At 65.1% G+C, this 21,122-nt stretch carries 19 protein-coding genes; 13 read left to right on the top strand and 6 right to left on the bottom strand.

From position 1 onward, the window contains the following. Nucleotides 1–200: 200 nt before the first annotated feature. The 4 genes from GY937_05220 to grxD form a co-directional block, all read right to left on the bottom strand. Nucleotides 201–1,115, bottom strand: a complete 915-nt coding sequence (locus GY937_05220; protein ID MCP5056112.1) for a hypothetical protein — start codon at nt 1,113–1,115, stop codon at nt 201–203. Nucleotides 1,116–1,172: 57 nt separating this feature from the next. Next, the gene (locus tag GY937_05215; protein ID MCP5056111.1) at nt 1,173–3,497 is read right to left on the bottom strand and encodes a DNA polymerase II; all 2,325 of its coding nucleotides are present in this window, start codon (nt 3,495–3,497) and stop codon (nt 1,173–1,175) included. Between the two features lie 64 nt (nt 3,498–3,561). Beyond that, complete coding sequence (locus tag GY937_05210) at nt 3,562–4,446, bottom strand: tetratricopeptide repeat protein (protein MCP5056110.1); 885 nt, start codon at nt 4,444–4,446, stop codon at nt 3,562–3,564. 24 nt (nt 4,447–4,470) lie between these two features. Beyond that, nucleotides 4,471–4,791, bottom strand: a complete 321-nt coding sequence (grxD, locus tag GY937_05205) for a Grx4 family monothiol glutaredoxin (GenBank protein MCP5056109.1) — start codon at nt 4,789–4,791, stop codon at nt 4,471–4,473. Between the two features lie 161 nt (nt 4,792–4,952). On the opposite strand from grxD, the gene GY937_05200 reads away from it, so the two are divergent. The 8 genes from GY937_05200 to GY937_05165 all read left to right on the top strand — a co-directional run bounded on the left by GY937_05200 (nt 4,953) and on the right by GY937_05165 (nt 15,043). Beyond that, entirely contained in the window at nt 4,953–5,306 is a 354-nt protein-coding gene (locus tag GY937_05200; protein ID MCP5056108.1) for a 4Fe-4S dicluster domain-containing protein, read from the top strand. Then, the gene (gene moaA, locus GY937_05195; GenBank protein ID MCP5056107.1) at nt 5,288–6,349 is read left to right on the top strand and encodes a GTP 3',8-cyclase MoaA; all 1,062 of its coding nucleotides are present in this window, start codon (nt 5,288–5,290) and stop codon (nt 6,347–6,349) included. The genes GY937_05200 and moaA overlap by 19 nt, the downstream gene beginning before the upstream one ends. An 11-nt stretch (nt 6,350–6,360) precedes the next feature. Continuing rightward, nucleotides 6,361–7,140, top strand: coding sequence for a glucose 1-dehydrogenase (locus tag GY937_05190; protein ID MCP5056106.1), 780 nt, complete (start codon nt 6,361–6,363; stop codon nt 7,138–7,140). Nucleotides 7,141–7,190: 50 nt separating this feature from the next. Next, nucleotides 7,191–8,177 (top strand): phosphotriesterase, encoded by a 987-nt coding sequence (locus tag GY937_05185; protein ID MCP5056105.1) that lies wholly within the window; start codon nt 7,191–7,193, stop codon nt 8,175–8,177. A 52-nt stretch (nt 8,178–8,229) separates the two neighbouring features. Continuing rightward, nucleotides 8,230–9,276: a phosphotransferase family protein gene (locus tag GY937_05180; GenBank protein MCP5056104.1), complete on the top strand. Its 1,047-nt coding sequence runs from the start codon at nt 8,230–8,232 to the stop codon at nt 9,274–9,276. 38 nt (nt 9,277–9,314) lie between these two features. Then, on the top strand, nt 9,315–11,195 hold the full coding sequence (locus GY937_05175) for a DUF3604 domain-containing protein (protein ID MCP5056103.1): 1,881 nt from the start codon (nt 9,315–9,317) through the stop codon (nt 11,193–11,195). A gap of 70 nt (nt 11,196–11,265) precedes the next feature. Further along, entirely contained in the window at nt 11,266–13,491 is a 2,226-nt protein-coding gene (gene selD / locus GY937_05170) for a selenide, water dikinase SelD (protein MCP5056102.1), read from the top strand. After that, complete coding sequence (locus tag GY937_05165) at nt 13,481–15,043, top strand: SGNH/GDSL hydrolase family protein (GenBank protein ID MCP5056101.1); 1,563 nt, start codon at nt 13,481–13,483, stop codon at nt 15,041–15,043. Before selD ends, GY937_05165 begins: the two co-directional genes overlap by 11 nt. Here the strand turns inward: GY937_05165 and GY937_05160 are convergent. After that, nucleotides 15,017–16,210: a CoA transferase gene (locus tag GY937_05160; protein MCP5056100.1), complete on the bottom strand. Its 1,194-nt coding sequence runs from the start codon at nt 16,208–16,210 to the stop codon at nt 15,017–15,019. The two genes, GY937_05165 and GY937_05160, sit on opposite strands and share 27 nt — an antisense overlap. A gap of 92 nt (nt 16,211–16,302) precedes the next feature. Between GY937_05160 and GY937_05155 the strand changes: the two genes are divergently transcribed. The 3 genes from GY937_05155 to GY937_05145 are packed head-to-tail and all read left to right on the top strand — an operon-like array spanning nt 16,303 to nt 17,845. Next, nucleotides 16,303–16,911, top strand: a complete 609-nt coding sequence (locus GY937_05155) for a hypothetical protein (GenBank protein ID MCP5056099.1) — start codon at nt 16,303–16,305, stop codon at nt 16,909–16,911. Between the two features lie 34 nt (nt 16,912–16,945). Beyond that, entirely contained in the window at nt 16,946–17,698 is a 753-nt protein-coding gene (locus GY937_05150) for a lipoate--protein ligase family protein (GenBank protein MCP5056098.1), read from the top strand. A 6-nt stretch (nt 17,699–17,704) separates the two neighbouring features. After that, entirely contained in the window at nt 17,705–17,845 is a 141-nt protein-coding gene (locus GY937_05145) for a hypothetical protein (protein ID MCP5056097.1), read from the top strand. Nucleotides 17,846–17,874: 29 nt separating this feature from the next. On the opposite strand, the gene GY937_05140 is transcribed toward GY937_05145, so the two are convergent. Further along, the gene (locus tag GY937_05140; GenBank protein ID MCP5056096.1) at nt 17,875–19,167 is read right to left on the bottom strand and encodes an AarF/ABC1/UbiB kinase family protein; all 1,293 of its coding nucleotides are present in this window, start codon (nt 19,165–19,167) and stop codon (nt 17,875–17,877) included. A gap of 183 nt (nt 19,168–19,350) precedes the next feature. Between GY937_05140 and GY937_05135 the strand changes: the two genes are divergently transcribed. Then, a complete protein-coding gene (locus GY937_05135) occupies nt 19,351–20,520 on the top strand; it encodes a putative C-S lyase (GenBank protein ID MCP5056095.1) in 1,170 nt (389 codons plus the stop codon). 28 nt (nt 20,521–20,548) lie between these two features. Beyond that, the gene (locus GY937_05130; GenBank protein MCP5056094.1) at nt 20,549–20,899 is read left to right on the top strand and encodes a rhodanese-like domain-containing protein; all 351 of its coding nucleotides are present in this window, start codon (nt 20,549–20,551) and stop codon (nt 20,897–20,899) included. Nucleotides 20,900–21,122 lie beyond the last annotated feature (223 nt).

Raw genomic sequence — 21,122 nt, 5'->3', positions numbered from 1 at the left:
TGACCAGCTGCAGGCACCTCGAGCCCGCAAGACCGTCCCACCGCGTCCCCCGACGCGGCGTCGGGCCCGCGGAGCGAGTACCCCACATGGGGATAGGCAGAGGAACTCCTATTCCTCCATCGGGGCACCGGGTTCTACGGTTTCCCACTGCGCATTGGCGTTCCGGGCGAGGCCTCGCTGCTCGAAGTGTTCGGCCCTGGTTAGAGCCGGCCGTGTCCGGCCAACAGGCGCGTGAAGAGCGCCGTGCGCTCGCTGCACCAATCCTTGCGGGCGGGCTCGAAAGCCTCCGGTGGCTGCCCGAACCAGATCCAGTTGGGCTCCCAGCAGCCTCGTCCGTCCTGGCCGGCGATGACCCAGTCGAGATTGGCGGAGAGGACCTCTGCGAGTTGGGCTGCCATCGGTTCGCCGCTGCCGCGGACGAGCCAGATCGGCTGGAAGGCTTCGACCTTCCAGCGCGCTGGATCCGTCGCGACGGCGCCTGGTGCATCGCGGAGCAGGCGCGGCAGGATTCGCTTGCGGGTTTCGGGATCCGCCTGCTCCGCCAGGGCCGAATAGCCGAGGGCGACATACTCGGTCAGGGGTTCGTCGCTCGCATCCAATGCGTCGAGTCCTGCCCGGGTTGCTTCGCGAAGCAGGCTCTCGGAGACATCTTCTCGGTGCCGCCAGAGAGCCGCGGTGATCTGCCCGCCGGGGTTCCCCCAATGGCCTTGGGGTCCGTAGCGTCGCTCCGGTTCATGGTGCCACCAGGGAGCGTGTGGGTAGTCGTTGACTTCTGGTGTCACGTCGCTCCAACCGCGCAGGTCTGGATCCCAGGTGTCGACGAGGTAGCGGATGGCGCGCCGGGGAAGCTCGGCGTCACGAGGGGCGTCGAGCTCTCGGAGCAAATCGAGCCCCACCATGGTCGCCATGGGCGAGGAAGCTGGCATGCGAAAATCGGGTTCGAGAGCGTGACCGAGCCCGCCGTCCGGGTTCTGGAAGGCGGTGAGTGCATCGAGAATGTTGCCTACCGGCCCGTCCTCGAAGACGTGGAGAAAGACCGCCAGATCGAGGGCCCGGCCCTCTTGGATCAGGAACTCGCGGGCGCGGGCGAAGGCTTCGGTGCCGAGTCGTTGCATGGATCTTCCCTGCGGGCCAGAGTTCCCAGCGGTGCGTGTCTCAAGAAGCCCCTGGCTTCACAGTAGCTGGAGCTGAGTCGGATTCCCGATCGCTTCGTCGAAGCTGTGCTCCGTCAGTTCGAAGATGGCGTCGGCGACCGGTCGCAACACCTTCTCGACGTAGTGGCTGCGGTCGAGGTCGTTCGGGATGGCCGTTCCCGGCGGGGTCGGTTCCGGGCCTCTGCGGGTGATGACGTAGCGGATCAGCGAGCCGGGCCGGCCGCCGAGCTTGCGGGCGGCAACCACATGCGGCGCATTGGTCGTGTAGTTCTCGAGTGCGCCCTTGCGCAGGCGCTTGGCGTAGATCAGTTCGGTATCGAGCGAGCCCGCACGAACCTGCTCCACCAGCTCTGCAACGAAGGGCACGACCTCTCTATCCGTGAAGAGGCGTTCGAGCATGCCCTGCTGGAGGCGGTGGGCGATATCGGGCCAATCTCGTCGCACGCTCTCGAGGCCGATGATGACGAGTTCGCCATCCTCGCGGCTTCCGATCCAGCCCGCATAACGTTTCTTGCTGCCGGATCGACCGCCTCGGACGCGGGGAAGCATGAGTCGTGTGAAGATCTTCTCCAGTTCGAGGACCAGTTGGGGCTCCACCTCGTATGTGTCTCGGACGCGCTCTGCGATGCGGGCCTCGACGCGGGTGCGGAGGTCCTGGGCCAGCAGGTTGGCCTGGGCCGCGTCGAGTTCCTTCGGTAGTTCCACGAAGACCGAATCCGTATCGCCGTAGAGCACCCGGTGCCCGGTTTCCTCGAAGGCATCGCGTGTCCAGTGCAGGGTCTGCTGGCCGAAGCCGGTGATGGCGTTGGCGATGTCCGGGTCGAAGAAGCGACAAGAAGCGGCGCCGAGCACGCCGAACATCGCATTCATCATGATCTTGATCGCCTGGTCGGCGTGGCGATCCTTCCTGGCCTTCGCGGCTTCGCGGCTCTTCATGAAGTGCTCAATCACGCCGGGCAAGATGGCTTCGTCCCGGGAGAAGCGGGCGAGGTTCGGCGCCGTGGGATCGGCATCCGTTGCGCGAGCATGGGCGAGCGGGTCGAGATGGAAGGTGCGAATCAGACTCGGATACAGGCTCTTGAAGTCGAGAACGGCCACGTTGTGGTAGATGCCTGGCTTCGGCTCGAGCAGCGCGCCGCCTTGGATCCTTGCACTCTTGCGCTCGCTATCAACGCTAGGTGCCACGTGTCCGCGGCGGCGCAGCTCCGGAAGGTAGACGCGATCGAATGAAGCGATGCTCGCTCCGACCCGGTCGAGCTGCATTCCTGCCAACCGGCTGCGCTCGTAGGTGAGTTGAAGCAGACCTTCGTGCTCGAGGATCTGCGGCACCAGCCGTGCGTCCTCCAGGTTGTAGATGGCGAGAGATTCCGGGTCCTCGCGCCACATCCGGTAGATCTCCTGGGCCTTGTTCGGCGCCGATTGATCGATCTTCTTGCCGCGACCGAGCACGTGCTGACCGACCGTCTCCAACCGGTAGTCGGGCAGGCGCAGGGCATCGCGCACCAGGGGAATGCCGTCGAGCACCATGCGGCCCGGCACTTCGGCGCGGGATTGGCGTGTGAACCCCAGGTCGCGCTGGAAACGCACTGCCTCGTCGGCCCGACCCAGGAAAAAGGGAGTCCGATGGGCCTCCGCCCGGCTGGCGAGAACACGGAGATCGAAATCGACCACTGCCCAACCGAGCAGAACATCCGGGTCGAGTGCGCGGATGCGGTCCAACGTCAGGCGGAGGAGTTCGGCTTCGTCCGCGACGACCGTCGTGCCTTGCACGGGGCGGTCGGCAATCAACAGGACTTCCTCGACCCCACAACCGACGAGTGCCACAGAGAAGACGAGCTTTGCGTCGGCCGTCGTTTCGATATCGATCGAGAGGGTGCTGAGTTCCGGTCGGGCGTCCGCAGCCTCGATCGTCGGATTTTCGAAACGAAGAAGGTCCGGTGCTCCGGTGCCGAGCGGCACGCGCTCGGGTTCACCAGTGATGGCGAGCGTCGCGAGGATGTCATGGTCGATCAGGTACCGATACGGAAACCGCACATCGGCCTCGAGCGCAGGAATTCCCGATCGAATCAGGCGATCGCGAATCGTCGGCACTTCCGCGGGGGTCGCCACCTCGATTCGCACGACGGGCTCTCCCTGGAGATCGCTTAGCTCGGTCTCGGCGATGCGGATCCCCCTTCGCTGAGCCAACTCGGCGGCCGCCCTCGGTGGCGCGAACAGGTACGGACGAAACCGGTCGTCTTCGACGAGGAATGGCTGGCCTTCCTCCAGCCGCCCATACAGCTGGACGACCGGGACATTCCCCCGAATGCGGTAGGTCGGCTGGAGAATGAAACCACGTGCCATCCAGGAAGGATATCGCGGTGGCGCAACAACAGCGGAGACGCCTCGGGTGCGTCCCCGGGTGGCATCAGCGGAAGAGCGTGCGGGCCAGGGCGGCGCGGTAGTCGTGGGTCAGGTCGTGGTCGTTGCCCAGGAGTTCGAAGAGGTCGAGCATGGCTTTTCGGGCGGCCTGGTCGGCGAAATCCCGGTCTCGTTGGATGACCTGGAGGAAGGCTTCGAGCGCGGGCTCGTAGTCGTGGGCGGCGGCGAGGGCGCGGCCCAGCTCCAGGCGGGTGGCGAGGTCGTCCGGGTCGGCGTCCAGCTTCGCCTGGAGCGCGGCGGTGTCTACGTCGCCACTAGCGGGAGCCTGGTTCTGGGTGCGGATCTCGGCGGCCAGGCGTTCGGCTTCTTGTTCGATTTCCGGGTCTGCGAGCGTCAGCCGCTCGAGCTCGGCCAGGGCGGCCTCGGCTTCCCCGCGTCCGGCCAGAACACGGGCCAGGCCGAGCAGGGCGCGCGGATGTCGATCCTGGGCGTCGAGTGCAGCCCTGAAGCGCTGCTCGGCGGCTTCGGGCTGGCCACCGGTCAGCAGGTCGGCGCCCTCGGAGGCAAGCTGGTCGGCCTCGCTCGGGAGGAGCTTGGCCAGGAACTCGCGCACGCCACTCTCGGGGCGGGCGCCGACGAATTCGGCGACGGCCCGCCCATCGCGGAAGCCGACCACCAACGGAATGCTGCGAGCCTGCAGCTGGGCGGCCACCTGGGGGGCTTCATCCACGTTCAGCTTGGCCAGGCGAAAGGCGCCGCCGGATTCCTCGGCGAGCCGCTCGAGGATCGGCCCCAGCGCTTTGCACGGGCCGCACCACGGGGCCCAGAAGTCGACGACGATCGGAACCTGGCGAGAGGCCTCCAGCACATCGGTGACGAAGCCTTCGTCTCCGACATCGAAGACCGCGGGAGCGGGGGCGTTGGGATCCACGGAGCAGCCCGGGTTCCGGCGGGCTCAGCCCTCGCCGCGCAATTGCGGCTGGAGCTCACCGGACTGGTACATCTCGGTGATGATGTCACAGCCACCCACGAACTCGCCTCGGACGTAGAGCTGGGGGATCGTGGGCCAGTTCGAGAAATCCTTGATGCCCTGACGGACCTCCGGGTCCTCGAGCACGTTCACCGTCGCGTACTCGGGGATCAACGAGTCCAGGATCTGGACGACCTGGGCCGAGAAGCCGCATTGGGGCATCTGGCGGTGGCCCTTCATGAACAGCACCACAGGGTCTCCATCGACCAGGGCCTGGATGCGCGTGTGGGCATTCGGTTCGCTCATAGGGATCTCCGGACAGGCGTCGTGAGGAGCCGGCAAGGTAGAAATACGGGACGAAGGAGTCAAGATTCCTTCCCCAAGCCCTCCGGAGCGGTTAGGATCCGGCCGCCCGTTGAGAGCCCGGTAGGAGTGAGCCGACCGGGTGAGCCATCTGAGGAGAGACGATGCCCTGGGTGATTACGAGTCTTTGCCAGGACAAAGTGGATGCAGCCTGTGTCGAGGTCTGCCCCGTTGATTGTATCTACGAGTACAAGGGTGACGACAAGAGCGCCTTCCCGAACCAGCTCTACATCGATCCCGAAGAGTGCATCGATTGTGGCGTTTGCGAACCGGAGTGCCCTTGGGAAGCCATCTTCGAGGATGAGCGCGTTCCCGAAGTCTTCGCCGATGACGTCGCCAAGAACGCCAAGATCGTCGATGACAAGGATGCGTTCGACGTGCCCGAAGTCACCGAACACCCGACGCCCTCCACCGAGGAAGTGGCGGAGAACAAGAAGAAGTGGGGCTACGCGGACTGACCGGGCGGGGCGGAAGCGCAGCGGCCACAGAGCTTCCGGATGCCCGGGGCCGCCTGTTTCGTGATCTCCGCATTTCGGTCACCGACCGCTGCAACTTCCGCTGCCCCTACTGCATGCCCGCCGAGGTCTTCGGCGAGGACTACCGCTTCCTGCCGCGCAAGGACATCCTGCGTTTCGAAGAAGTGCTGCGCGTTGCGCGGCTTGCGGTCGAATTGGGTGCCACGAAACTGCGCATCACCGGTGGCGAGCCTCTGGTGCGCGCCAACCTGAGCGATCTGATTGCCGGCCTGGTGGCCATCCCCGGCGTGAAAGATCTGGCGCTCACCACGAACGGCGTGTTGCTCCCGGGACAAGCCGCAGCGCTTGCCGACGCCGGCCTTCAGCGCGTAACGGTCAGTCTGGATTCGCTTCGTCCCGAGGTCTTCCAGCGCACATCCGGAGGTCGCGGAGAGCCCGAGCAGGTGTTGGCGGGCATTGCCGCGGCCGAAGCCGCCGGCCTCGGACCCATCAAGATCAACTGTGTCGTGCAGCGAGACATGAACCAGGACGATGTCGTCGCGCTGGCCCGCCATTTCCGTGGGACGGGCCATATCGTTCGCTTCATCGAATTCATGGACGTCGGGACGATGAACGCCTGGCGGCTCGAGCAGGTCGTGCCCGCCCGCGAGATCGTCGAGCGCGTCGATGCGGAGTTCCCGCTCGAACCCGTCGATCCGAATTACTCCGGCGAAGTTGCGCGGCGCTACCGGTATCGCGATGGATCCGGCGAAATCGGAGTGATCGCATCGGTGTCCGAGCCGTTCTGCGGCGGCTGCACCCGGGCCCGGCTTTCGGCGGAAGGCGAACTCGTCACGTGCTTGTTTGCGAAGGGTGGTCGGGATCTCAAGACGCCACTCCGGGCCGGCGTGAGTGACGCGACCCTGCGCGAGATGATCGCGGGCACTTGGACGGAACGGGAAGATCGCTATTCGGAAGAGCGCTCCGGGAAGGCAGGCCCGCGCAAAGCCGGAGAGCGCATCGAGATGTACCGGATCGGCGGCTAGGCGGGGAGACGATGGCAGAGCGGTTGGTGGGAAAAGTCGCGTTGGTGACGGGGGGAGCGCGGGGGATCGGCCTCGAGACGGCACGGGCATTCACGCTGGAAGGCGCACGGGTCGTCCTTGTCGATCTGGACGAAGCCGAGGGTGCTGCGGCGGCTGAAGGCCTACGTGAGGAGGGCGCCGAGGCGCTCTTCGTGAAGGCGGATGTCTCGAAGCCGGCCGATTGCGAACGCATGGTGGCCGCGGCCGAGCGCTCTTTCGGCGCGCTCCACGTGCTCTTCAACAATGCCGGTATTTCGCATATCGATGATGGTGATGCCGAGAGCACCGAAGAGGCGGTCTTCGACCTGACGATGAACGTCAACGTGAAGGGTGTATTCCTCGGTTGCAAGTTCGGCATTCCCGCCCTGCGTCGGGCCGGCGGCGGCTCCATCATCAACACCGCATCCTTCGTGGCCTCACTTGGCGCGGCCACGCCCCAGCTTGCCTACACCGCCAGCAAGGGCGCCGTCCTGGCGCTCTCTCGGGAACTTGCCGTCATTCACGCTCGCGAAGAAATCCGCGTGAACGCACTCTGCCCGGGGCCGCTGCGCACGGAGCTGCTGATGAAGTACCTGGATACCGAGGAGAAGAAGCAGCGCCGGCTCGTCCATATCCCGATGGGCCGCTTCGGTGAGGCCCAGGAGATCGCCCAGTCCGTCGTGTTCCTCGCTTCGGACGAGTCCTCCTTCGTGACGGGCGCGACTTTCGCGGTGGATGGCGGGATCACCGCGGCCTACGTCACGCCGGAATAGCTCATCGCTTCCCGCAGAGCGGTGTATCTTCCCCGCCGGAGGAACCCGCCATGGCCCCGCAGATCCAGACCGTCACCGGCTCCATTTCGCCCGAAGAACTCGGGCGCACGCTCATGCATGAGCACCTCCTGATCGGCTACCCAGGATGGGAATCCGATACGATCCACCCGGGGCCGAGCCGCGACGAGATGCGCGCAGCCGTGACGGATCGCATCGCCGAGATCCGTGACCACGGCGTGGTTTCGATGCTCGATCCATGCCCCGCAGACCTCGGGCGTGATGTTGAGTTCATGGCGGAGATGGCCGGGCGCACCGGCTTCCAGATCATCTGCGCAACAGGGCTCTACAAGCAGAACGAGGGCGGGTTTCCGTATTGGCATTTCCGCGGGGGCTTCGCTCCCGTCGTCGACGCCATGGCGGAGCTCTTCGAGAAGGAGCTGACCGACGGTATTGGAGAGACGGGTGTGCGCGCGGGCATCATCAAGGTCGCGACGGGCGCAGGGGAGATCACGCCCTACGAGAGGAACGTCCTTCTCGCAGCCGCGAAGGCTTCGGTGGCCACCGGGGCGCCGATCACGACCCATACCGACGAAGGAACGATGGGCGATGAACAACAGCGCATCCTCGTGGAGAACGGCGTTCCGCCCCATCGCATCCTGATCGGACACTCCTGCGGTTCGACCGATCACGCCTACCACATGCAGCTCGTAGGCGGCGGTTCCTATCTCGGCTTCGACCGCTTCGGTATCGAGCTTCTGCATCCGGATGCGGAGCGGATCGCCTCGCTCGTTCGGTTGCTCGAAGCAGGCGCCGGCGGCCACGTGGTCGTTTCTCATGATTCCGTGTGGTGCTGGCGCGGCCAGCCGCTGCCGCCGGAGCTCTACGCCGAGGTGATCAAGGTCTGGAACCCGAGCCACTTCTTCGAGCGGATCGTTCCACGACTGAGGGAAGCCGGCGTGAGTGACGCCCAGATCGAATGGCTGTTGGTGGACAATCCTCGAGCGTTCTTCGCCGGTGAGAAGCCCGGAGCGGGTTGAGGGGCCATTCTCTCGTGACGCGGTGTTTTGGAGGCTGCTAGCGTACCGGGCGATGGCAGACGACGAACCGATCAAGGGCATCCGCGCTGAGAACGTGACAGCGTGGTTCGAGAGCAATATTCCGGATGTGAAGCCGCCGCTCTGCTTCTCGTTGATCACGGGCGGGCACTCGAATCTCACGTACAAGGTGGAGGATGCGGCCGGGAACGCCTTCGTCTTGCGGCGCCCGCCGCTCGGTGCGGTCATTGCAACGGCCCACGACATGGGGCGGGAGCACAGGATCATTGCGGCGGTAGGGCCGACGCCCGTCCCTGTGCCTTCCGCGCTCGGACTCTGCCAGGACGAGAGCGTGAACGATGCTCCCTTCTACGTGATGAACTACGTCGAAGGCCACGTACTGACGGACGCTGACATCTCGACGCGGGTCCTCGATGAGTCCGCGCGGGGCCGGCTCGGCGAACACGTGGTCGAGGTGTTGGCCGATCTCCACGCGGTCGATCCGGATGCCATTGGCCTGGGGGATCTCGGGCGCAAGGAGAGCTACCTGGCCCGGCAGATCAAGCGCTGGCGGACGCAATGGGAGAAGACGAAGACGCGCGAGCTGGCGTCGATGGAGGAGGTGGCTGCCGGGCTCGAGGCGCAAATGCCCGAGCAGATCGGCGCATCGATCGTTCATGGCGATTACAGGCTTGGAAACATGCTGTCTCTTGCCGAGGGTAAGGTCGCCGCCGTACTCGACTGGGAACTCTGCACCCTCGGTGATCCCCTGGCCGACATTGGTTACATCATGAACAACTGGACGGAGGTTGGGGAAGCCGAAGCGAGCGCCGGTGGTGCCGCGATTTCGCCCACAGCATGCACCGGCTTTCCGACCCGGGCCGAGTTCCTTGCGCGTTACACCGAGCGCACCGGTCGCGATGTTTCGAAGGTGAGTTACTACCGTGCGTTTCAGTACTGGAGGCTGGCCGCCATCGTAGAGGGTGTGTTGTCTCGCTACTTGAAAGGCGTGATGGGAGCCGCTGCCAACACGGATCTCTTCCAGGCCCAGGTGGATGCTTTGGCCGCGTCGGCGGTGGAAATGATGCAGGAACTCGATTGAGCTCGAGTCGCTTGTGGTTGGGCTTGATCCTGCTGGCGATGCCGGCCGCCGGGTTGGCTTTCGATCGAACCGAAGCTCGTGAAGCCTGCACACAGCATGACCGCCTGCGCCGACCCTTTTTCGGCGATACCCACGTACATACGGCCTTCTCCTTCGATGCCAGCACCCAGGATACGCGCAACACGCCGCGAGATGCCTACCGCTTCGCCAAGGGCGACCCGATGGGAATCCAGCCCTACGACGAAGACAACCAGCCGACCCGAACGATCCAGCTCGACCGCCCGCTCGACTGGACCGCCATCAGTGACCATGCGGAACTCTTCGGAACCGTGCGGGTGTGCACGACGCCGGGGATGGACGGCTATTGGCACCCTGTCTGCATCGCCCATCGCAATTTCCCATCGATCGCGTTTCAGCTGACGGCCGGGCGCACCCTCGTGGGCAAGAGTCGGTGGGGCTTGTGCGGAGATGAAGGTGCTCGCTGTGCCGAACAACGGGGTGTCGTCTGGCAGGAGATCCAGGATGCGGCCGAGGAGGCCTACGACCGTTCGGGAGCTTGTCGTTTCACGAGTTTCGTCGGCTACGAATGGACCGGGACGGTTGGCACGGGGCAGAATCTCCATCGCAACGTGATCTTCCGGAACGAGAACGTTCCGCCCATGCCGACGAGCTGGGTCGACACGCCATCGGCCATCGATCTCTGGGATCGCCTGCAGGGGGAATGTGTGGAGGGTCGTGATGGCTGCGATGTCCTCACGATTCCCCACAATTCCAATCTGTCGGGCGGGCTGATGTTCCAGTCCGCGGGTGTGGCGTCGCCCGACGACGACGGCATGGCCATCGGCGCTGACGAAGCCCAGCGCCGTTCGCGTTGGGAACCGTTGGTGGAGATGGTGCAGCATAAGGGCGATTCCGAATGCGACGTCGCTGCCGGTTGGGCTGGCGAGGAGGCCTGCGGCTTCGAGAAGCTTCCCTATGACCGATTTGGCGCGAAGTTCTCGATGTTCGTATCGGAGGAGGTTCCGCCGGCGGGTAGCTTCGTTCGCGATGCCCTGAAGCAGGGCTTGCTAGTCGGGTGGCAGACCGGCGCCAACCCGTTCAAGTTCGGCGTCATCGGAAGCACGGATAGCCATATCGCCGCTCCGGGCATGACGGCCGAAGAGGGCCATCCCGGGCACGGCGGGGCTGGGCTCGGTGCCGGGCAGGGCGTTCCGGTCGGATTCTCCGATGATTTCGAGTTCAATCCGGGCGGACTGGCCGTGCTCTGGGCGGAGGAGAACAGTCGCGATTCGCTATTCGCAGCGATGCAGCGGCGCGAAGCGTATGCCACCAGTGGAACGCGTCCGATCGTCCGCTTCTTCGGCGGTTGGGACTACCCGGCGGACCTGTGCGAGCAAGAGGACTTCGTTGCGCAGGGCTACCAGCGCGGCGTGGCGATGGGCTCCGACTTCGCGGACCGCCCTGCAACAGCCGATGCGCCGAGGCTGGCCGTATGGGCTCTGCAGGATGGCGGAGTTGGAGGCAGGCCTCTGCAGCGCATCGAGGTGGTGAAGGGTTGGCTCCAAGAGGGCGAGGCGAAGGAAGAGGTCATCCTCGTGGCCGGTGCCAAGGGCGGCGCGGATGTGGATCTCTCGACCTGTGAGCCGACGGGCTCCGGGGGCGCCCAATCGCTCTGCAGTGTCTGGACCGACCCGGATTTCGACCCGAGCGAGCCTGCCTTCTACTACGCGCGTGTGCTCGAGAATCCAACCTGCCGGTGGAGTCAATACGTATGCATCGCAGCCAAGGTCGACTGCGCCGAGCCCGAGAAGATTCCCGATGCCCTGAGCGCATGCTGCTCCGAAGCCCATCGGCCCAGAATCCAGGAACGCGCCTGGAGTTCTCCGATCTGGTACACGCCCAGCCCGGGAGAACGTTGAAGCCAAGCGGGGCTTCCGCGTCGTCCAATTCGCTACCTCTTGAGTCGATGTTCGATGCTGTGGGGTTCCGATGAACGTGTCGCCGCGGGCAGACCTGGTGCTGGTGGGAGGCGGTCACGCCCATGTCCAGGTGATTCGCCGCTGGATGATGGACCCGCTTCCGGATGTGCGGCTCACGGTCGTACTCGACCGTCCCGAGGCGCTCTACTCAGGGATGGTGCCTGGCGTCGTGGCGGGTGAGTACGAAGTCGCACAGGCGGAGATCGATGTCGTTCCCCTGGCGCGCCGGGCGAGAGCTCGCGTCATCCTGGCGGCCGCCAGCCGAATCGTGCCTTCGACCCGAAGCATCGAGTTCGTCGGCCGTCCGGCGCTGCGCTACGACACAGCCAGCCTCGATGTCGGTAGTGCGGTGCGCGGGACTGAGCTCCCCGGGGTTCGTCAACATGCGTTGGCTACCCGTCCCATCCGAAACTTCGTGGACCGGGTCGACGATGCAGTTGCTCGCGTGCGACGGGTCGAAGGAGGCCCGCGTATCGCGATCGTTGGAGGTGGCGCGGCCGGCGTGGAGCTTGCGTTCACGCTGGATACGCGACTGCGCTCGGTCGGTGCTGCGCCCAGGATCGAGATCACGACGGATACTCCGATCCTCCCGGATTCATCGCCCCGATTGCGTCGTGCGGTAGAGGCCGCCGCGCGAGAGCGGGAGATCGAAATCGTCACCGGCGCGCGGGTCTCGGCGGTCGAAGAGAAGGGTCTCTGCCTGGAGAACGGAGACCGACGGCCAGCGGATCTCGTCGTCTGGGCGACGGGAGCGGCCCCGGTCCCGCTCCTCCGCAACTCTCCTCTTCCAATCGACGAGGCGGGTTTCGTTCGAGTCGCTTCCAGCTTTGAAGTCGAAGGAGCGAATGGCCTCTTCGCTGTCGGCGACTGTGCCTCTTTGACCGACCATCCGTGGGTGCCAAAGGCGGGCGTGCATGCGGTGCGCGCCGGCCCCACCCTCGACGCCAACCTTCGCGCCACCCTGACCGGCCGTCCCTTGCGCCGGCATCGACCACAACGCGATTTCCTGGCCCTTCTCAATCTCGGTGGGGAGCGCGCGATCGGCGGCAAATGGGGACTTGCCTTTTCTGCACGCGCCGTCTGGCGGCTCAAGGATCGGATCGATCGCCGCTTCATGGAACGCCTCCAGGTGCTCGAAGCGGATGGTGCGGCCGCCCAGGAGTTCCCGACACCCGAAGAGATGGGCATGGAGGAGATGCCGTGTGGCGGCTGCGCTGCCAAGGTAGGCGCCAACCCGCTTTCCGGAGCGCTGGCGCGTCTCGCTCCGGCGTCGCCCGACGATCGTGTCGTCGTAGGCCTCGACGCGCCGGATGATGCAGCGGCTGTGCGAACGCCAAGCGGCGACGTCGTACTCACGACGGTCGATGGGTTTCGCGCCTTCACCGACGACCCGTGGTGGGTGGGGCGGGTGGCCGCCGTCAACGCGGTGAGCGACGTGCAGGCGAAGGGCGGAACGCCGCACCATGCCCTGGCCCTGGTCACGATCCCAGACGAAGACGAAGTCGGCGCGGAAGAGACGCTCTTCCAGGTGCTCTCTGGCATGCGAACCGCGCTCGATCCGCTCGGCGTGAGCCTGGTCGGCGGCCATACGACCCAGGGGCCCGAACTCTTCGTAGGGCTCTCCATCATGGGGGATTCGCCAGCGCGCGGGCCGTTGCCCCTCGGCGCCCTGGAGTCGGGCGATGTGCTGGTGCTGACAGCCGCTCTCGGAACCGGCGTGGTGCTCGCGGCGGATATGCAGGGCCGCGCCCGCGGCTCATGGCTCCAGGCCGTTCTAGATCACATGGCCCGCTCCAACGCCAACGCCGCCGCGGTTGCGACGCGTCTGGCTCGCTCTGCCACCGATGTGTCGGGCTTCGGACTGGCCGGCCATCTGGGTGAGATGTTGGAGGCCGGGAGCCGATCCGCGAGACTCTTCGTCGACGCGTTGCCACTTCTTCCTGGCACGCGTGAGCTTCTGGAAGCCGGTGTGCGCAGCTCCTTTCACGATCAGAATGCAGAGGGTCGGCGTGGCATCGCCTGGGATACATCGCTGCACGACCATGCCGTCGCCGAGGTGCTCTTCGATCCGCAGACTTCCGGAGGCCTTCTGCTCGCCGTGCCAAGAGACGCGATGAGCGAGACCCTCTCGGCCCTGCATTCCGGAGGGGACGCCGGGGCTGTCGCTATAGGAACCGTCGAGCCTGTTCGAGAGGATGGGGCGCGCTTCGCGGTCTTGGAACGCGGTGTCGGCTGATTCTCGCAGCTCGGCCGGCGTGGGTCTGGTTCTGTTGAGCGTGCTGCTCGCGCTTCTGGCAGCGGGTTTGTTCGCGAAGACCTGGCTGCAGGTCGGCAACACGCTGCACGCGGGCGGGCGCTGGCAGAGCGCGAAGATCGGCCTCTCCCACGGCATTCTGGGGTCGGTTTCGTTCATGACGACGCGCACGGCGCTCTTTCGTGAGCGCCTGGACCTAGGCGTCTGGCACGGACACCACGAACTTCGCTGGCACGAGCTCCTCGACCCTGAACGCATCGAGCTTCGCTTTCGCTTGCCCGGGGAAGGCACGTTCACGGTGCTGCTGGGAGACGATCATGTGGGCTTCGACGCTGTTCGCTTCAGTCGCAGCCCTGGGCTCAGCGGCGGATGCTTCCGGGTCGCTCCGGGTGGGCGCTTCGAGAAGCGCTCCGCATTGCCCGTTTCCTCGTCGGGGGCTCTTGACGGTGAATGGCATCGTTTCGAGTGGCAGGGCGGGCAGGTTTCCCTCGACGGCGAGAGTCTTGGCCCCTGCGGCCAGGCAGGGAGCGCAAGCGTTCGGCTGGGGTTGCGCAGCACGGCGGGCCGGAAGGCCTGGGTCGATGACCTTCGCATCGTGGCTCGCGATGGCCGCGCGGTCGAAGAGCATTTTGCCAACCGGCGAGGGGCTGTAGCCGTCGGGTTGGTTGCACTCCTGCTCGTGCTTGGCGCAACGGGTGTCGTGTGGCTCGGGACCCGGGCTGCACGGCAACGGGGCGAGGTGAGTGGGGGTGCTGTGCTCTTGCTCGCGGAACTGGTTCTCGTCGCGATGGCTGCGTTGCTGTTCGCAACCGAGTGGATCTACCTCGGTCGTCTGCATCCCAAGCAACCAGACTTCGCAGACTATGAGAATCACATCGAGTACGAGGGGGAGATCGTTCCGCGCCTGGCCCGGGAGCATCCGCTGGTTCCGCCCGCACCGGGGGTTCGGCGGATCGTGTTCCTTGGAAGCTCCCAGACCTGGGGATCCGGAGCTGCAGCTGCGGAAGAACCCTGGGTGACGCGTCTCGAGCGCGGCTGGAACGAGACGGCATCGCCCGGGACCCGCGTGGAGTGCATCAACACGGGCATCCCCGCCTTCACGGGCCCACAGATCGTGCCCCTTTGGACCGAGACCTGGAGCGCCTGGGCACCCGAGCTGGTCGTCGTCGATCTCGGAAACAACGATCGCGATTTCGAGGCACTCGAGCAGGCTCTGGAAACGCTTGCCGTATTCAACCGGGAGCGGGGCATCCACACCGTGTTCGTCCTCGAGCCGAATACGATCGAGGCTCGTGGCGAGGAGAGTCTGGCAGGCCTGCTGGAGCGCCACGACATCTTGCGCAAGGTCGGCGGGCGCCACGGGCTTCCCGTCCTCGATCTGCATGCCGCCCTGGTGGCGCGCAGGGACGAGGGTTTCCTCTGGTGGGATCGGGTCCACCTGACGTCGTTCGGACATCAGGTCATGGCCGAAGAATTGGCGCGACTCCTGGCGTCATTGCCCCCATTCTCACTCGACCACACCGGACGCCCTTAGCGCGGCAATCGTTTCTGCCGTCCTGCCCATTTCCTGGAGCACTTCGTCCGTGTGCTCACCATGGTCCGGGGCCATCCAGCGCGGCTCCCAGGGCGTGCCGTGGAAATCGGCCGGTGAGGCGGGAAAGAGCGTCGTGGTTCCGGAATCCGGTACGTCGCAGAAGCTACCGGATGCGAGCACCTGCTCGTCCGCCATGACTTCTTCCAGGTCCTGAACGGGCGCCCACCACATGTCCTTTTCGGTGGCGAAGACCTCCGCCCATTGGTCGCGGCTCCGGCCGGCGAAGATCTCGTCGAGCATGCTGATCAGGACAGTCGCGTTCTGGGCGCGATCCTTCGGGGTGGTGAAGCGCGGGTCGTCGACCCACTCCGGATGGCCCACGACCCGACAGAGCGGCGGCCAATGACGATTTCCCTCGAGCCCGACGATCCAGAACCAACGGCCATCCTTGTCTCGATAGTTGTTGATGCAGGGGTTGCCCATGGAACTGCGGTCGGCCACCTGCAAGCCGACGCCAAAGCGCAGGGCCGTGGCGAGGTCGAAGCTGAGGGTGTAGACGCCCTCGCGGAGCAGGGAAGTGGAAACGAGTTGGCCCTCGCCTGTCCGCTCGCGTGAGAAGAGGGCCGCGGAGATGGCGCCAGCCGCAGCCAGGCCGGTGTTGTGATCACCCATGCCGCCGCGTTGGAAGGGTGGTTGACCACCGGGTCGGGTGAGCATGTGGGCAATGCCCGACCGTGCCCAGAAGCTTGCAATGTCGTAGGCCGCTTCGTCCTTGTCCGGGCCTTCGAGCCCGAAGCCGGTGATTGCGCCGTAGATCAGCCGCGGGTTGCGTTGCAGGAGCTGGCTCGGGCCGAAACCGATCCGCTCGAGGCCAGCCTGACGCACATTCGTGACGAAGACATCCGCCGAATCGATCAGCTCCAGGCCCAGTTCGCGGCCCTGCTTCGTCGCCAGATCGAGTACGAGGCTTCGCTTGCTGCGGTTGTCCATCTCGAAGGGCGGGTTGAAGGGCAAATCGGAGCCGAGCATCGAGGCGAAAAGGCGGCTGGGGTCTCCGATCCCCGGTGGTTCGATCTTCACGACGTCCGCGCCCCAGTCCGCCAGGATGCCCCCAGCTGCGGGGCCGGCCACCCAGACGCCCAACTCGATGACCCGCACGCCTTCCATGGGACCCATGTCGCCTCCTCCTCCCGGTTCACTCTATCCCAGGCCCCTCCAGCTCCGCGCGCCGTCGGCCGAAACAGAGAGTGGGGGAAAGCATGGACCGACACATCCGACGTTCGAGACGAACCCCGGCGATTGCTGCTGGCTTGCTCCTGGCACTGGCCGTGGTTTCGCCCCTGGCACTGGCCTGCAACCGGATCGAGGTGGCTCCCGAGGTCGAGAACGTCGGGCCCGTGCCGACCGAACCTGCGCCCACTGCGGACCTCTCCTTGCGCCTCTCGTTGGACAAACGCTTCCAGGTGGACCGCCAGGAGGGTGCTGCCCTGGTCTTGCGGCTGCCCGATGTTCCGGACGTCGAGTTGTGGATGGCCGTCGGCCGCGATCCGATCGGTGGGCCCATGCCCGATGCGACGGCGCTGGCCGAGCGCGCCCTCCGCTTCCTGGAACCCGTCCACGGCAAGGTCGAAGTCTCGACGACGGCGGCCGGCGATTCGTTACTTGCCTTCTCGAGCTCACTGAAGGACGGAAACCGTGAGCTTCACACCTGGAACTGGATGGTGTTGCGGCCCGGAGCCGACGATGTGCTTCGGGCCGATGTCTCCCTTCGTGTTCCCGGGCCCTGGGCGGAGCGACCCGAGTTCAAGGGGCTGGCAGGTCACGTGGCCGAGCGGCTGGCTTCCTCAGAGTTCGAGCCCGACTCGTGACCAATCCTGCCTTCCTGGTCTCTATAGTCGGAAGGTGCCCGAATCGCTCGATCTCCTGCAGGCCCGTTTTCCCGGACGCCCTGCCTTCGATACGGCCATCTCGCGCGCGCTCCTCACGCGGGTTGCGACGGGAGAGAGGCGGGAGAGCGTGCGGCTCTACGTTCCGGACGATGTCGTGGCGTTCTCCGTTCTCGATCGTACGAGGCCGGAATTCGATGAGGCGGTTTCGGCAGCCCGGGCCCAGGGCTTCGACGCCGTGCTCCGATTGGCAGGCGGACGGGCCGCGCTCTTTACCCGCCAATGCCTGGCCTTCGCCTGGTGTATTCCGGCGGCGGACGCACGCACGGGAATCGCGGCACGTTTCGATCAGGTCGCGGCATTGGTGCGCGACGCGCTTTCCGATCTGGGCGTCGACGCACGTATTGGCGCGGTTCCAGGCGAATACTGTCCGGGTGACCACTCCGTGAACGCTCGTGGCGTGAAGAAGCTGATGGGGGTAGGGCAACGAGTCGTGAAGGGGGCAGCTCATGTCGGCGGCGTGATCGTCGTTGGCAATGACGCTCAGGTCGGGCGCGTGCTCGAGCCCATCTACCGGGCGATGGGTATCGACATGGATCCGCTCGCCGCCGGGGCCGTCGCTGATGAGGTACAGGGACTGACGGTGCAGCATGTCGCAGATGCGCTTCTGGCGCGCTTCGCGCACGAGCGATCGCTCGTGCCGACGGAGGTGGGGGCAGATCTGACTCTCTTGGCGGAAGAACTCGAACCAGAGCACCGGATCTCGTAGCGATCCATGGGCTTTCTTCTCACGGGTCTGTTGGATCCCGAGACCGCTGCGGAAGCTCGGGAGATCGGCGTCAGCCAACTACTGGCGAAGCCTCTCTCGCTTGCCGACTTCGCCCAGGCTTTGCGAACTGCCCTGGACGCTGACTGACACGAGGTCGTTTCGCGGTTGATCGCCGATCAATCCCCATGACTCTTGCCCAGTGCTTCGGCGAGATAGGGCAGGGCTTCGCGACTGAGATCCAGCTCCGGAGCGAGGCGCTTTCCCATTCCTTCCGCGGTCATCAGTGCGAGGTTGACCATCGTCATATGCGATCGCGCCTGGATGCGATGCCTTCGCAGGATGTCGAGAATCCGGCCAATCTCGAGGGTGACCTGGAGCTGTCCGAGCCCTTTCGACGCGACGTCCGAGACGAATTCGCTGATCTCGCGTTCGTACGCCTCATAGTCCGCTACCGCGTGATGAGGCGCATTCTCGAAGAACGCTCTCGCGACGCCGGCTCCGTCGCCGGAAACGAGAGCCATCAGCATCTCGGCCGTCCTGAGTCGATCTTCATCGGTCAACTCACCGACCAGGCCGAGGTCGAGAAAGACGATTCGACCCGGCGGCTCGAATAGCATGTTTCCCGGATGGAGATCCGCATGAACGAACCCGTGCAGGAAGATCATGCGGGAGACCGCGCGCATTCCGGACTCCACGATCTGATGGACATCGAACTCGGCCAGGGCGAGGCCATCTTCGTGGGTGCCGGCGACGAAATCCATGCTGAGCACACGGGAGCTACACAGGGTCGGATGCAGGAGGGGGAAGCACACGTGGGGATCGTCTTCGAAGTTCTTGGCGAACCGCGCGTTGTTGCGTGCCTCGTTGCGCAGGTCGAGTTGCTCTTCGACTGCGTCGCAGAAGCTTCGGATGGCTTCTTCGAGGGAGACCAGGCGTAGCGTTGGAATCAAGCGCTCGAGGAGGCGCCCGAGGAAGAGGAGGATCGCCCGATCGAGTTGGACCTTCAGGATGATGTCGGGCCTGAGGATCTTGATGGCGACTCGGCGGCCATCACCGGGGAGTCGCGCTTCATGGACTTGTGCCACCGACGCGGCAGCGATGGGGTTCGGGTTGAAACTGTCGAATAGCTCTTCGACCGGCGCGCCGAATTCCGCCTCGATCGTGGCGGCCGCTTCTGCGTACGGGAACGCAGGGACGCGATCCTGGAGCGAGCGCAGCTCTTCGAAGACGCCACGCGGCAGCAGATCGTTCCGGGTGGATGCGATCTGGCCGATCTTGATGAACGTCGCGCCGAGCTTGCTGCAGGAACGGACGAGTGCCCGTCCTGCGGCGCGCTCCAGTCGTTCCCGTCGTGGAAGCGAGCGAAGTGCCCAGAGGGCCCCGCCGAACGTGAGAGCTCCGGCGCTGGCACCCCCGAAAAGCTGGGCGTTGCGAAGGATGAGGCGCCAAGCCGACGATCGACGAGGCATCGGGACGGGGGGCAATTTGGGGCTCATCGTGTCGTTGGACGTTCGGGAATCCTGGCTCAGCGTGAGGCGGCCGGAGGATAGCGGCTTCGCTCGGAGCCCCCGAAGCAGGGTATGGTAAGGGGTCCATGTTCCACTCCAGGAAAAGAGCCCTGGTCCGGTGGCAACGCGAGGGAACGTAACGACGTGAATGACCTCCGATCAGCATTCGATGCTGTTTCTTCCGCTGAGCTCCACCGGTCGAGCCGGATCAAGTGGACGCTCTATGGTCCGGATGTCCTCCCCGCCTGGGTGGCGGACATGGATTTTCCGGTAGCGCCAGCGATCCAACAGGCGGTCCGGGCCCTCCTCGACCGAAACGATCTGGGCTACCACGCGGTGCCTCTCTCTCCCCAGCTGCGAGAGGCGTTCGTTTCGCGCATGGCAGAACGATTCTCCTGGCAGGTGGATCCCCGGAACGTCTCGCCCCTGGTGAACGTGGTGCAGGGGCTCGACGCATCGATTCTCATGCACACGAAGCGGGGCCAGGGCGTCGTCGTCCAGACGCCGATCTACCCGCCGTTCCTGGGAGCCGTCGAACACAGCGGGAGACGCCTGGTCGAGAACCCGCTGGTACGCGGAGAGACTCGATTCGAGATCGACTTCGACCGTTTGGAGGCGGACATCGATGATGACACGCGCTTGTTCATGCTCTGCAATCCACACAACCCGACCGGCCGAGCCTTCGAGCGTTCCGAACTCCTCCAGCTCGGGGAGATCGCGCTTCGGCACGACCTGATCGTCGTCTCCGACGAGATTCACGAGGATCTCGTCTTCGCCGGCCACGAGCATGTGCCCTTTGCGAGCCTCTCCCCGGAACTCGCTGAGCGGACCATCACGCTGACGGCCGCAACCAAGGCCTTCAACATCGCGGGGCTTCCGATCGCCTTTATCGTGTACGGCAGTCAGAGGTTGAAGGAACCCTTCCGACAGCTGCCACCCCACGTTTTTGGCCACGGCGGCATCCTGGATGATGCAGCCACACTCGCGGCATGGACTGACGGCCAGGAGTGGCTCGATACCGTTCTAGCCTACCTGGCAGAGAACCGGCAGCGCGTCAGCGAGTTCTTCTCCGAGCGGTTTCCTGCCGTAGGCCTGTTGCCACCTGAAGCGACCTATCTGGCCTGGCTCGACTTCCAGGAGTTCGATCTGCCGGATGATCTTCGTGCGTTCTTCCTCGAGCGCGGCCAGGTGGCGCTCAGTCCCGGTTCCGATTTCGGTTCGCCGGGCCAGCGCTGCGTGCGTCTCAACTTCGCGACCTCCAAGAGTATCTTGGAAGCGATCTTGGAGCGGATGGGGAAGGCACTGGAGTCGTGATGCCGCACCCTTCAAGGAGGAGTTCTCGGTGCCCATTGCATTCACCGATCTGATCAGATCCCACTCGAAGGACGTCACGTTGTGTAGTGGCGAGGCTGCGGCCAGCCGAATTGGCAGCGAAGCCGGCCTGATCATTCTCGATGTCCGAGAGCCCGCTGAATTCGCTGCAGGCTCGATCGCTGGCGCGGTCAACGTTCCCCGCGGTTTCCTCGAGTTCAAGATCGCGGAAGTCTGCTCCGATCCGGATCCGCCGATCCTGGTTCATTGCAAAAGCGGTGGCCGGGCGGTGCTTGCAGCGAAGACCCTCGCAGACATGGGCTACACGAACGTCGAGGTGTACTTCGGCGCCTTCGAAGATCTTCTAGCCGCCACGAGCTGAGGCTGCCCGGCTCGGCGTTTCCGCGCGCCTGACTGGCCTCCTGGGTGGAGTCTCAAGAGGATTCGTTGTCCTCGGGTTCGTCGGCGCTAGCCTGAACTATGCACGAAAGTTGGCTGAGAAGCTGGCTTTCCAATGTTTCAGCGTGCCGCGCGGCGATTGACGCTGACGGATCTCGTTTTGGGTGGTCGATGCCCATTCCGTGGCGCGAATGCGGAGTGTGCTT

It is taken from the genome of bacterium (assembly GCA_024228115.1).
Lineage (GTDB): Bacteria > Myxococcota_A > UBA9160 > UBA9160 > UBA6930.
This window is presented reverse-complemented; position numbering and strand designations above follow the sequence as displayed.

Coding starts and splice junctions, on each gene's coding strand:
- GY937_05220 (MCP5056112.1), bottom strand. CDS start 1,115: ATGCAACGACTCGGCACCGAAGCCTTCGCCCGCGCCCGCGAGTTCCTG.
- GY937_05215 (MCP5056111.1), bottom strand. CDS start 3,497: ATGGCACGTGGTTTCATTCTCCAGCCGACCTACCGCATTCGGGGGAAT.
- grxD (MCP5056109.1), bottom strand. CDS start 4,791: ATGAGCGAACCGAATGCCCACACGCGCATCCAGGCCCTGGTCGATGGA.
- GY937_05200 (MCP5056108.1), top strand. CDS start 4,953: ATGCCCTGGGTGATTACGAGTCTTTGCCAGGACAAAGTGGATGCAGCC.
- GY937_05190 (MCP5056106.1), top strand. CDS start 6,361: ATGGCAGAGCGGTTGGTGGGAAAAGTCGCGTTGGTGACGGGGGGAGCG.
- GY937_05185 (MCP5056105.1), top strand. CDS start 7,191: ATGGCCCCGCAGATCCAGACCGTCACCGGCTCCATTTCGCCCGAAGAA.
- GY937_05180 (MCP5056104.1), top strand. CDS start 8,230: ATGGCAGACGACGAACCGATCAAGGGCATCCGCGCTGAGAACGTGACA.
- GY937_05175 (MCP5056103.1), top strand. CDS start 9,315: ATGCCGGCCGCCGGGTTGGCTTTCGATCGAACCGAAGCTCGTGAAGCC.
- selD (MCP5056102.1), top strand. CDS start 11,266: ATGAACGTGTCGCCGCGGGCAGACCTGGTGCTGGTGGGAGGCGGTCAC.
- GY937_05160 (MCP5056100.1), bottom strand. CDS start 16,210: ATGGAAGGCGTGCGGGTCATCGAGTTGGGCGTCTGGGTGGCCGGCCCC.
- GY937_05155 (MCP5056099.1), top strand. CDS start 16,303: ATGGACCGACACATCCGACGTTCGAGACGAACCCCGGCGATTGCTGCT.
- GY937_05145 (MCP5056097.1), top strand. CDS start 17,705: ATGGGCTTTCTTCTCACGGGTCTGTTGGATCCCGAGACCGCTGCGGAA.
- GY937_05140 (MCP5056096.1), bottom strand. CDS start 19,167: ATGCCTCGTCGATCGTCGGCTTGGCGCCTCATCCTTCGCAACGCCCAG.